The sequence below is a fragment of the Bradyrhizobium sp. genome (genome assembly GCF_004799405.1).
Taxonomy (GTDB): domain Bacteria; phylum Pseudomonadota; class Alphaproteobacteria; order Rhizobiales; family Xanthobacteraceae; genus Bradyrhizobium.
Genome location: NZ_SSMW01000061.1, coordinates 1 through 11,484, shown reverse-complemented (window position 1 = coordinate 11,484; position 11,484 = coordinate 1). Strand labels below are relative to the sequence as shown.

Annotated in this window: 13 protein-coding genes and 1 pseudogene; 9 read left to right on the top strand and 5 right to left on the bottom strand. The window is 56.9% G+C overall.

The features are described from left to right. Both E7813_RS09635 and E7813_RS09625 read right to left on the bottom strand, forming a co-directional pair. Positions 1-248 (bottom strand): hypothetical protein (locus tag E7813_RS09635; protein WP_291573199.1); only part of this gene is annotated, 248 nt, incomplete at its 3' end. 1,795 nt (positions 249-2,043) lie between these two features. Next, positions 2,044-2,193, bottom strand: coding sequence for a hypothetical protein (locus tag E7813_RS09625; protein WP_291573196.1), 150 nt, complete (start codon positions 2,191-2,193; stop codon positions 2,044-2,046). Between the two features lie 963 nt (positions 2,194-3,156). On the opposite strand from E7813_RS09625, the gene E7813_RS09620 reads away from it, so the two are divergent. From E7813_RS09620 to E7813_RS09580, 9 genes are all read left to right on the top strand, one after another. Next, positions 3,157-3,609 carry a hypothetical protein gene (locus E7813_RS09620; RefSeq protein ID WP_291573194.1) on the top strand — a complete coding sequence of 151 codons (453 nt, stop codon included), beginning with the start codon at positions 3,157-3,159 and terminating at the stop codon, positions 3,607-3,609. Then, entirely contained in the window at positions 3,606-3,782 is a 177-nt protein-coding gene (locus tag E7813_RS09615; RefSeq protein ID WP_291573192.1) for a hypothetical protein, read from the top strand. Before E7813_RS09620 ends, E7813_RS09615 begins: the two co-directional genes overlap by 4 nt. A gap of 251 nt (positions 3,783-4,033) precedes the next feature. Beyond that, on the top strand, positions 4,034-4,243 hold the full coding sequence (locus tag E7813_RS09610; protein WP_291573190.1) for a hypothetical protein: 210 nt from the start codon (positions 4,034-4,036) through the stop codon (positions 4,241-4,243). An 803-nt stretch (positions 4,244-5,046) separates the two neighbouring features. After that, positions 5,047-5,295, top strand: a complete 249-nt coding sequence (locus E7813_RS09605; protein ID WP_291573187.1) for a PilZ domain-containing protein — start codon at positions 5,047-5,049, stop codon at positions 5,293-5,295. Between the two features lie 114 nt (positions 5,296-5,409). Continuing rightward, on the top strand, positions 5,410-5,559 hold the full coding sequence (locus E7813_RS09600; RefSeq protein WP_291573185.1) for a hypothetical protein: 150 nt from the start codon (positions 5,410-5,412) through the stop codon (positions 5,557-5,559). A 108-nt stretch (positions 5,560-5,667) separates the two neighbouring features. Further along, positions 5,668-5,868, top strand: a complete 201-nt coding sequence (locus tag E7813_RS09595) for a hypothetical protein (RefSeq protein WP_291573183.1) — start codon at positions 5,668-5,670, stop codon at positions 5,866-5,868. A gap of 80 nt (positions 5,869-5,948) precedes the next feature. Then, on the top strand, positions 5,949-6,254 hold the full coding sequence (locus E7813_RS09590) for a hypothetical protein (protein WP_291573181.1): 306 nt from the start codon (positions 5,949-5,951) through the stop codon (positions 6,252-6,254). 530 nt (positions 6,255-6,784) lie between these two features. Further along, the gene (locus tag E7813_RS09585; protein WP_291573179.1) at positions 6,785-7,027 is read left to right on the top strand and encodes a hypothetical protein; all 243 of its coding nucleotides are present in this window, start codon (positions 6,785-6,787) and stop codon (positions 7,025-7,027) included. Between the two features lie 705 nt (positions 7,028-7,732). Beyond that, positions 7,733-8,137, top strand: coding sequence for a hypothetical protein (locus E7813_RS09580; RefSeq protein ID WP_291573177.1), 405 nt, complete (start codon positions 7,733-7,735; stop codon positions 8,135-8,137). A 113-nt stretch (positions 8,138-8,250) separates the two neighbouring features. On the opposite strand, the gene E7813_RS09575 is transcribed toward E7813_RS09580, so the two are convergent. From E7813_RS09575 to E7813_RS09565, 3 genes and pseudogenes are all read right to left on the bottom strand, one after another. Then, positions 8,251-8,520 (bottom strand): hypothetical protein, encoded by a 270-nt coding sequence (locus E7813_RS09575; protein WP_291573175.1) that lies wholly within the window; start codon positions 8,518-8,520, stop codon positions 8,251-8,253. A 470-nt stretch (positions 8,521-8,990) separates the two neighbouring features. After that, positions 8,991-9,791 carry an outer membrane beta-barrel protein gene (locus tag E7813_RS09570; RefSeq protein WP_291573173.1) on the bottom strand — a complete coding sequence of 267 codons (801 nt, stop codon included), beginning with the start codon at positions 9,789-9,791 and terminating at the stop codon, positions 8,991-8,993. A 427-nt stretch (positions 9,792-10,218) separates the two neighbouring features. After that, a pseudogene (locus E7813_RS09565) lies at positions 10,219-11,250 on the bottom strand (IS110 family transposase). Positions 11,251-11,484: the final 234 nt, after the last annotated feature.

Genomic DNA, 11,484 nt, shown 5'->3' with positions numbered 1-11,484 from the left:
CTGGGCTCAGCGTCGGCCGAATTCCGCTTCTGTCGCGCCTCGTCGTGAACTTTCTTCATCAAGGTCTGGACCGGGCTCCAGCAGATCTCGCACAGGTCCCGATTTTCGTCCGGCATAAGCTGCTTACCGTCGCTGGCGCCGTTTACGCTGACGCGCGCCCATCCGAGATTGTTGTCCGATTCGCGGAAGCAGCAATCGCAGACGAAGGTCGTTTTCGTTGCCATGTCGATTAACTCGGTCTGGCTCACTTCGTTCAAAAGCACAAACAAGCTTCGCGACGTAAAAAAGCCGCTCGGGCGTTACTCCGTGCGGCCTAAATACGCGACTGCCGGTTTCCCGGTTCCGTCGATGCAGTGATAAGCGGCGAGGAGCGCAAAGGTTCCGAAGTGCCTAGGATTCCGCGCCGATCGGCGCCAGCGCAAGGGCTGGCCTACGGCAGGCGGCCGGACGGGCTGGAAAAAGGCCGGCTCCCGGCGCATATTGATGGGATGGGTAACCACTCCCCGATCACCATTATCGTGGCCGCGCTAATTATTGCGGTGTCGATGGCCGGACTTTTCCGGTGGCACGTCGTTTCGTCATCAATTGGTGTTCAACGGCTCGACCGATGGACGGGCAAAATCCAATTTTGTAACCTAACCAACGGCAAGGTTGTTTGCGTCGATGAATAGCCATCACAAGCGCCTTGGGGACCCCACCAGTTAGCAACATCCGCGAGCATGGCTCGATACTGGACGCGGCTAATGCGTCCGCTTCGGAATCATGCGCCCCTCATGAATCTCGTGCGTTACCGTTTCCCGGGCCTCGATAGCTCGTTGTAACCAAATGGCGGCCTCATCGATCCAGTAGTCGTACCGGGCAGGATCGGATTGCGCTTTCTCACGGCAAGCATCGGCTTGTGCGATACACTCTCGGCGTTGGTACATCGCTTTCACCGGGGCGGTTGCAGGCCGGGCGATGTAAGCCACTCTTGCATGTGAGCGGCTGTTTCAGCCTGCCGAGCTTGTCGGATAAGCCGCTGGCGTTGAATCCCTGGCGGTGTGCCTCGCGCTTCTTTTCGCAGGCGTTGTGCCTGTTCGATCAAGCGCGGGTCTAGCGGGGCGGGCTTTTGGAAACGGCGTCGTTGCATGGCGCTGCTCCATTCCGTCAGAGGAAAGGGCGGGAGCGCAACTGGCGTTCTCGTCACCGACAAACGTCACGGGTTCAAGCGGTGATAGTTCAGTGTCCGCCTCGCAACACAGGAAAGCCAGAACAAAAATATTAACTTTGGGCCAGAACCAAACTGGCGCGGGCAGAATGTTCCCCGCGACGCATGACGAATGAAATGAAAGAGGCCGCCAGCTGAGGCGGCCCCTTTGTTCTTACTTAGCGGACTCTCCCGGGTCACCCTTTGGGCCGGGAGGCCCAGCGGGACCAGCAGGTCCCGGCGGTCCTTCTTTCCCCGCAATTCCGGGAGCGCCATCTTTTCCAGCTGGACCGGGCGGTCCGGCCGGCCCCTCAAAGCAGCCCGCCAGAGTAACCGCAGTCACTCCCAAAACAATCAAGGTCTTAATTCGCATTTTATACCCTCCCAGTTACGCGACGAGGGGAAGTCTGACGCTCAATGGGCGCGTTGAAAAGCAGATTCCGCTAACGAGGACGAGTAGTTGTACGGATATAGGATTGCTTGTGATTGCAGCCGTGGCGTTCTGGTATATTTACTCATAGCCGCGCCACGCGCGAAGCTGGATCGAGGCCGCCTCAGTTGGCGGAACTTGTTCAAGATCAATATGGCCGCCGATTCGATCGACTAGTTATTTACCTAGTGTCCGCCGAACGAACCCGAGGGGGTGCAGTTCCGGTGGGTGTTAGGGGTTCGGAGATTACCCTCATCCGGACCCCGCTTTAATGGGCCGCCTCAGTTGGCGGCTTCTTTCGAGGTCGCCTTGGCGTTCTCAATGGGAACGCCAGCCCCCCCAAAAACGACGGCCCCAGCGCATTGGGGAAAGCGGAACCTGAAGCCGAGACGAATGAAACCGGGCATTGACCCCGACGGGCCCGCGGTTAGTCCTTCGTGCGGCGAACCTTGCCGGGATCTTTGGCTGTTTCGACCGAACTCGCCAACCGTGCCGTTTCTTCAATGTGCTCGGCCGGCTTATGTGATTGGTCGACAGCCTTGGGCTTGGGCGGCTTCTTGTTGTCGTTCTGAGTCATTTGTCCCTCCGAGTTTCGCTGCACCCGCAGCCTGGCCAAGCTCTTGCTCGATCTCCCCGCGCTGCGTCTGGGCGAAGTTCTTCAGTTTTACAATGTCGTCCGCTGTCCAGCGACGGAAAGTAGGATTAGGCATTTGCAACTCTGGCTGTAGTGGATTCCTAGAAACCGCGCTCTCGAAAATGGTTCCAAAAGAAAAACTCCGGCGGATTTGAACCGGCGCCGGACCTGAGCGCGAAAAAAGCCGCCGCTGGGACGAACAGCGACGGCTTTTTTCCACACTCGTTGACCAGAAGGTCATGACGACGATGCGCCGCAACCGTTAACTGGGGGTTACACCGACCCGCTTTCTCGCGGCATGGCTGGCGATGCGTTGCCGGTTTCGCTTTCTGTCCGACTGGCACCGGCGGCGTGGTATTTTCGAATCAGCTTGAGCCATCGGCTTCCTCTTTGGTTCGAGTTAGAGCCGAGGGTGAAGTCGCCACTTCCCCTCGGCTTGTGGACCTGAGCCCACGCCCCTCGTTGTTATCGCCTCAGCCATCTCGAGTGTGCGGCGACGGGGTCAACCTTCGGCGCGCGCTTTGGCCGAAAAAACTGCAGACGCGTTTATGGGTGGCGTGCTAAGCACGCGTTTAGCTCTGGCCATTTGGATTCGACTCCTTCGTGGTCGGGTTAGAGCCGGGGCGGAAGTTGATACCTTCCCCTCGGCTTGCTAATGTGATATCACAGTTTTATGGCAAAGCAAACTGTGATCGCAAAGAAACGCCGGGGACCCGCCCCTACGGGGAAAGGTGTGCCTGTAGTAGTGCGCCTGCAGCCGCCGCAGCTATCCGCGCTCGACGCCTGGATCGCCAAGCAGGATGCTCCACTGACTCGCCCTGAGGCAATAAGGGCCATGATGGAAACTATCCTGCATATCCTGTCGAAAGACACAGGCGTGAGGGCGGCCAAGAAGGCTGAGCTCCGATGAAAGAGAGCACACTGTCCAAAATCACAGCGTCCGTCGCGGTCGCGAAAGGGATGGCACAAAAAGCGCTGGCTGCCAGCCCAAACCCACAGTGGACTGAGTACGAAATGCAGTCGGTCGACGCGTGGATCGCACGTCAGGACGTGAAGCCGGATCGTTCTGAAGCCATCCGTCGCCTGGTCGAGATTGGGTTGACGAAACCAGTTCGCGTAGAACGAACGCGTTCCGGGCGTCCTCTCGAGCTTGGCCATATGGCTAAACTATCGTCCACGCCGGCCAAAAAAACTGCGCGACGTTCACGTGCCCAGGAACTTGCAGCCGAGGCGATCGAAAAGCTGAGCGATGCCTCGGCGCCGCCTGAAGAGCGCGCCCATCGCCGCCACCGGCTTACCAAGGGACCGTCAGAGTTTCGCGAGCATCGGGTTGATCTGCCGAAGGCAAAAACGAAATGATCAAGCCGAAGCTTTCCGCCGAGCAACAGGTCGCGCAGGAGGCCGCTCGAAGAGCATTAAATCCGACAACGTCGAGGCAAACGATATCGGACAGCCAAGCCGAGCCAGAATTCCAGGAAAATCACAAGCGCCTCAGAGCAGATCGGCTAGAGCGGGAGAAGGTGAAGAAATGAGAGCAGCGCGACTGCGCGAGTTAGAAGAAATGGTTGTGAAGCTGTCAGCAACCGCTAGCGAGATTCCACCGGGGCAGGACCATCACAACGCACTTCGTGAGATCGCGAGATTTCGCGCGCAGATAGTTGCGCTGCAAAGCGACAGCCAGCAGAGCGGACATTGAAGGGATAGTGATCCCTCAACAGACACGATTTGTCTCGCTTTCGCCTGCCGACAGGCGCAGCCTTTGCGGCGGCACGGGAGATCGATCATGGACGGCAAGATATTCAATAGCAGAGGCGTCCGTGTTGCCGAGGTCATTGGTCCGGCAATTTTCGACTGTAAGGGCCAAAAGCTTTACGACCTCCGGGGCGTCAACATTTACAAGTTGAACGGCGACCTGGTTGGCCATTTGTCGGGTATGAGCGGCACCGAAAAATATCTGGACAAAGCCACAGACCGGCTGTTTCCAGCCTCCTGATTTGCTGATTTGACAATTCCTCGCTGTGGGGAATTCATCCTGCGATAGGATGTACCCACGGGGAATAAAGTTGAAACAGACCAGGCGCGCGTTGCTCGAGCGAGATGCTCGCCTTCGTCGGGGGTCAGTTTAAGTTTGGCAGGCTTCCGGGCTGGAAAAGGGCCTGGTCGGAGCGCATATTCGCTTCATGCGAACCAGACTCCCCATCTTGCTATCGGCAGCAATTTTAGCCGCTGCAATCCTGTTGATGTTCCGCGACGATCTTCATGCGCGCGGGCCTCACCACCCAAACAGGCCGGCCGAACCGGCTACGGAATGCGGCTTCTGGGGTGACATGTCAGCCGGGATGTCCTGCCAATGACCGACAAGCATCCCAAGCGCCCTAGGGACCCAACCAGCTTGCCAAGTCGATTATCGACATTGTGACCGGGCAGCATCGTCCAGATGGGGCAGTCGGGTTCACGTCACCAAGCCGACGAAGCCATCTTGCCCATTCAAAAAGGAAAAGCCGGCGGGCGTTACGCCGTCGGCTTCCCCTTGCGACTGCCGGCCCGGCGCCGGTTCCGCCGCATTCACTAGCTTAAGCGTGCCGCGAGATAGTTAACAAAACATTGCTCCAAAGCGGAAAGTGCGCCGTGACGCAGATCACGCAGTCTCCGATTCAATGGACCGCAAAGACACGCATTGGGGAAAGTGGAAGCTGAAGCGGGATCGACCAAGGTTACCAATTTGTTTTCGTATGCTGTCTGATTTCGGTAGCCTCTTTCATCTGGCCCTTAGTCTTTTAGCTCAAAATGGCAGAAATGAACGAGCGGCGCGCAGCACAGCGACAACGGGTCTTTAAGGCCGGAACGATTGAGTTCGACGGTAGCGGCGTCGATTGCACAATTCGCAACATGTCATCGATCGGAGCAGCGCTTGACGTGGCGAGTCCGGTTGGCATTCCCCACGAAATCACGTTGAACATCGCGAGCAGCAACGAACGTCAGAATTGCCGCATCGTCTGGCGCAAGGAAAAGCGGATTGGCGTGATCTTCGCTTATTGGAAATAGCGAGAAGATTTTATGACCGACCGAATAAAAATCCTGTGTTCCAAGTGCAACAAGCCTTTCAGCGAGAGGGCGCCGCGCCTCCGCAATGGGTATGAGGTGCAGTGCCCGCATTGCATGAAGCTGATTATTTTCGATAGCAGCTCCGAGGATCCCAATGTCAGGCGTCCGCTTAAGGAGGCGCGGAATTTTCGGTTAGCGGCGGAGGAAGCGATCGTGCTGGCGCGTATGGCGGCTCAAGCGCCGAAACGCGATCCTGTATTTTAACGCGAGGCTGGCCGTATCGCCCCTCGTCGTGGAGGCTCACTTATTAACACCCGCGATCGGCAGTGTTTCCGTTGCGTGTGATATGCTTCCAAAAAGCAGGAGCCTATCATGAAGCATCGTGGGGTTGATTTTGACGTTGAGGAGAACCCTCCGTCTTGGTGGCACTGGAAAATCTATTCAAAGATAGAGGCCGGTCCAAAGGTGGTCGGTAACATGAAATTCCAGACGCGGGAGGCGGCGGTCGCCGCCTGCATCGTAGAGATCAATGGCGGTCTTGAAAATGGCCAACGCGGCAGCGGCTCCAAATAGAAACCGGAAACTGCTGGTCACACACCGCGACACCCCGTCCGGCGGCTATGTGTCGTTCACGCAAGCCGGCGCTGATCTCTTTGCGTAAGAAACCGCAAGGCTGGAAGCGACCGTTCGAGGACCATATTCCGCTACTCCGCGGCCGCCAACTTGTCACGCTCAAGGACGCCGCCAGCTACATCATGAAGCTGCCAAAGGCCGAGCAGAAATGTCCGGAGTGGCAAGCGGCGACGGAGGCGCTAATCCTGGTTGCAGAGCATAACGGTCCAACGATGTTCGCGCGCATCGGCATGATGCGGGCGCTGCATCGCCACGTCGAGCGAGTGTTTGCCCCGTCACGCAAGGATCATCATTGGGGACGCCGGAAGCTGGCGCGGGATCGGTGACCTACGGTAGGGCCACCAACGCTCTTACACCAAGTTCTCCGGCACCCGCTCAATCTTGGTCATATCGTTGTGCTGGATTGAGGCCATGTGACCGTCATCCCAATCAATGGTAATCTCGTTCCAAGTCGTTCCGACAACCGTACCAAGGTCGCTTGTCGCGGCTCCCCAGCAAACGCGGTCGCCGGCTTTGAGTGCTGGATTGGTTGCCGGTCATTTTGGTGCGATAGCTACCCGACCCTTACCAGAGCATTCCTTACAGCGTGCGGGGAAGATTTTGCGACCGGGCTGTACCGGTTGCTTCGCCTTGGGAAATCCAGTGCCTTCGCACGCGGGACATTCGACCTCGGCACCAATTTCTCTGAGCTTGAATTTGGCCATTAAATTGGTCCCCCTAAAACAATGTTACCTATCCCACAATCGCACGCCAATTAGATTGTCCGATAGCCCGGCTTTGATCTCCCGGTTGCGGTGCAAGATTGCCATTTGGTTCCGGCGAGAGGATGCTATCTCGCGGCACCATGGAGAGCAGCATGAGTAAAGCCAGTCTCGACAATCGCCACCGCAACCACGACGGCGAAATCAGCCACAAGCACGGAAACGCACTCATCGGCACGTTGCGTAAGATCTACGGACAAAGTTTTGCCGCCGGTTATCCTGCGACTGAAAAGCTGAGCGAAATTCTTCTTCAACTGAACGAAACGTCACTGAGTCAGCTCCGCCGCGATCATGAAACCGGTCATTTGGAGCACAAGATTGCTCAGGCATCGAAATAAAGCGGCCGCCTCACAATCGGTTATGTAGTCGCATCACCCGTCCTATCAGGCAGGCCGCTACATTTTGTGCCTAGAGCAGAAAGTGAAGGGAAATTGAACCAAGTTAATGCCAGGCACGAGATTGTTCGGGAATGGCGTTCGCTTCCGAAGGAGCAGCGACAAACGGACGAACAGGTCGCGGCGTTCGCGACGCAGATTAAAGACAAATACAGGTTCTCTAGCGACAGCGCTGACTCGTTTCAAACCGTCAAGGGTTGGCTGCTGTGCTACATATCGCTTACCCACGGATTGGATTGAAATCTGAAGGCGAAGGGAAAGTATGAAATGGCTCAGAAACAAGTGAAGAGACGCTGGTCCTACAAGGAAGACCGTCGCCTGTTAGCGCTCGCTGCGGAATCGAGATCGTTGGAAGTGATCTCCGATCAACTCAAACGGCCAGCCGAGACTGTTCTAACCATCGCACGTCGCCTCGGTGTTACAATCAAGCCGCGCGGCGCCAACGCAGCGGAGCTCAGTCGTGGACGGAAACATAGGGCGTCCATGTTGCCAGAGTAATCGGTCCGGAGGTCTTCGATCTCAAGGGAAAGAAGCTCTATGACCTCAAGGCGTCAACATTTACAGGCTTTCCGGCGACCTCGTCGGCCATTCCGGCCTTCTGATTTGACAGTTCCCCGCTGGGAAAAATGAGGCGAAGGTAGAAGCTAAATGCACTTTAAATCTGCTTTGTTTGCCGTGACCGGCCTCGCGCTATGCGGCATGCATGCTTTCGCTCAAAGCCCAAAGGAGCTGAAAACAAAAAGTGGCACGTCGGTGGTCGTCGTCAATTTCTTGAATGCGCGACCCGACTGTAGCGCCAATCCAGGCCCGATCGCGGTGCCCGTGATTCGCGAGAAGCCTGCAAACGGCATCATTCAAATGCTGATTATAGCCACAGACGTTGCCGCCTCGGGTAAATGTCCCGCTCGAAAGGTCCCAACGACCGCCTTGATCTACACACCGAACAAAGATTTCGTTGGCACGGACTCGGTGCAGATCGAAGTTGGGGTCGGGAATCAAACGACCTTACTGAGTTATCGAATTACGGTTCAAGCTAAGGCCGAGCAGCTATAAACTGCGCACGTCGTCTACGGTTTCTTGGCGATGGCGCCGAACATGTAGTCGAACCGATACACCCCAAGCAACGCCGGGTACACCTTGCGTCCGGTGTTTTGGTTGCTCGGCGATCACAGATCCGGAACAAGGGACGGGCTGGCAATATGCGCCAGCGCAAGCCTTCGCATTTGTTCGTCTATCTTGCCCCAATCTGGGGTGAGCGATGTCCAGTCGAAATCGTCAAGACAGATGCCGCCTCTAGCTTGAGCCGCAAGACGCGCGCAGACGATGAAGCTATTCGACTTCCCAATAAATAAGTCGCGTTCGGCGCCGGTTCGCTTGGCTGCGTTCTCCCGAACCAGCTTTGCAGCGACAAGATGTTGCTCGGTCAGAAAATGCATCCACAACTCCGCGTAAAAGGTGGCTGGAAAGCCTAAGGCGATATAATTTTGCTCAGTGATAACGAAATCTGCTCGCACAGGGCTTTGGACAGGTTAGCCGAGCCGATTTCGGTCGGGGCTGCTGCGCCGGCGCTGCGAGCGGCCACCCGACCGCCGTGCCGCCAAGAAGGTTGACAAAATCGCGCCGTCTCATGCCAGCCGCCCACACTCAAGTCGAGGCATAGTACCGGCGTTATGGAAGGGGCGAAAGTGTCTTACCGACTTTCGCCACGCGATGTCTGTTCCGGGTCAAAAGCGGACCTCACGGCCCCGAAGTGCGACTTCCGCTATTCCCCCGAAAGCAGACATTCACCGATACGACGGCGATGTCCGTTAAGTGCCAACAAGCGACATTGGAAAATCGATAACCGACCTCAACAAAAAGCCCCGTTCAAACCGGGGCTTCTCTTACCTACTGTCGTTGCAAGAGTTTAGAACTTATAGCTCAAGCCTGCCCGAGCCACACTGACATTGGTACTGCTCCATGAATAGCCCGACGGGGAACTTTGGAACGTGAGGTTTGCACTTTGCGCGACGACATTCGGCGCGCTATTGAGCCGATAGTAAAGATACTCGCCTCTTAGCAGCCAATTGTTTGTGATCGCCCATTCGAGACCACCCCCTACTACGTAACCCGACTGTGTGCTGGAAACGGCCGCGCTTGTTGTATAGCTAGCTCCGCCGCTGAAGCCATTAGAGTCATTCGCAGCGTAGTCGAATTTGCCCCATGCGGCGCCGCCTGTACCGTAGGCCAAGAGGTTTGGCATGACGAGATAACCAAGACGGCCACGGATCGATGCCAGCCAATCCAAGGTCGAACTCATATTCACGAAGCTGTTTGCAAGAATTCCCGGTGGAGGATCAAAGCTCATGACCTGCGAGAAAGAGCCGCGCGCTTTGCTCCGCGACCAATCGCCTTCGATCCCCGCGATCCAAGTCGGCGTAAATTGCCAATTATAGCCAGCGTGAAAGCCGCCGATAATACCGCTGCCGCCATTGCTCGCGGAAATGCCGAAAATACCAAAATCGATCGGTGACGGGAGCGGACTAAACGTCCCAGTATTGCTGGTCCATGCTCCACCGACATCGCCGCCGACATAAAAGCCAGTCCAGTTGTAGCCGGAATCGGCGATGACGGGAGCCTTGGTATAGGTTCGCGCCGGCAAATCGGCGGCCACCGCAGAACCGCTGAATGCCGCTAGGGCCGTTAGAGCGAGTGCTAATTTTTTCACTCTCAAATCCGTATTGGAAAGGCTGCAGGCGACAACGCGCGCTGACACTCGTGACTTATCTATACCCATATGGCTTCGCAGAACGTTGCAGTTGGGTCACACCTGCCGAAAATAACCCGGCAAAACGCCAACCTTAACGGTCTTTCTGACTTCCGGTCTGGGTCATGTGTGGACGGCTCCGGGTTGGCAAGAGTTTTTTTCACGTTTTGCAGCATTGGTCGGTGCAGCCATGTGTTCGGCCTTTTGATGCGGTTCACATGACCGCTGGCCAAAATGCCCTCCGCGGATCAGGTCCCTATCAAAAGCTCGCATTCGACAATGCTTCGACCCAAGTGGGTTGTCCTGATCACCGGATCGACCGGCTCTGCATTACGTGCTGTTCGCCCTCCCAACCTTCACATCACGCCGGTTGTCCGGCGCGATCCGTTTACCGCGCAAGCGCGACGGGTTCCTTGTATCGCTCGCCTCTGGCCATCATGGCCCAGACCGTTCGCGCGATCTTGTTGGCGAGCGCAATGGCCGCAACCTTGGTCGGCCGCCGCGCCAGCAAGGCCGTGAGCCAGGGCCGATGTTTGGTGCCATGGATCTTGGCGTAACGGATGACAGCGAGCGCACCGGCCACGAACAGGCCACGCAAGTAGCGGTCACCTTGCTTGCTTATATTGCCGAGCCTGTTCTTGCCTCCACTGGAGTGCTGTTTCGGCACCATTCCGATCCAGGCCGAGAAGTTGCGTCCTGATCGGAAGGACTTTGGATCAGCAACGGCAGCGACCAAAGCAGTGGCCAGCACCGGACCGACGCCGGGGGCTTCTTCGAGCCTCATGCTCATCTCGTTGGATCGGTGCCAGGCCCTGATTAGCCGGTCGAACTCCAGGATCTGCTCCTTCATCCTTCGCAGTTGAGCCCCGAGTGCCGAGAGACACGCACGAGCTATCTCTGGAACCCGCCTGTCGTTCGAATCGGCGACGACAGTGAGCAGTTCCTCGACGCCGTGACGCCCGACCGGCGCAACGATCCCGAACTCGGCAAGATGAGCCCGGATCGCATTGATCACCGAGGTCTGCTGACGGATGAACAGATGGCGCGTGCGTTGTAACACCAGGCCGCTTTGCTGCTCGGAAGTCTTGGTCGGCACGAACCGCATGTTGGCCCGGGTGACCGCCTCGCAAATGGCCTCTGCATCAGTCACATCGTTCTTCTACCGCTTAACGTATGGCTTAACGTAGGCCGGCGGCATCAGCCGGACGGTGTGACCAAGTGCTTGGAGCTCGCGTGACCAGTGGTGCGCCGAGGCGCAAGCCTCTATGCCAACCAAGCATGGTGGCAGCTTCTGAAAGAAAGCCAGGACAGAACGCCGCTTCAATTGCCGACGAACAATCACTTGGCCGCTAGCATCAACGCCGTGAAGCTGGAAAACCGACTTGGCGATATCTAAACCGATTGTCGTTATCGTCTGCATGGCTCTCTCCTCCGAATCGTGGGAGCCTTAACAGCCCCCACATCCATGGCACCGATGTGCCGGTGGAGGAGCCGTCCACAGCATCAAAAGCGGAAGTGGGGAGCCGTCCGCAGAGAGTCCGCTCTACTCCTGCCGGCTCAACCGGTCGACGCAACACAGGCGTTAAATCTCTCTGCTGGGGTTTCAAATTGCAAGGTCTCACGTGGTCGTTCGTTTAGCTGACGAGCCACTTTG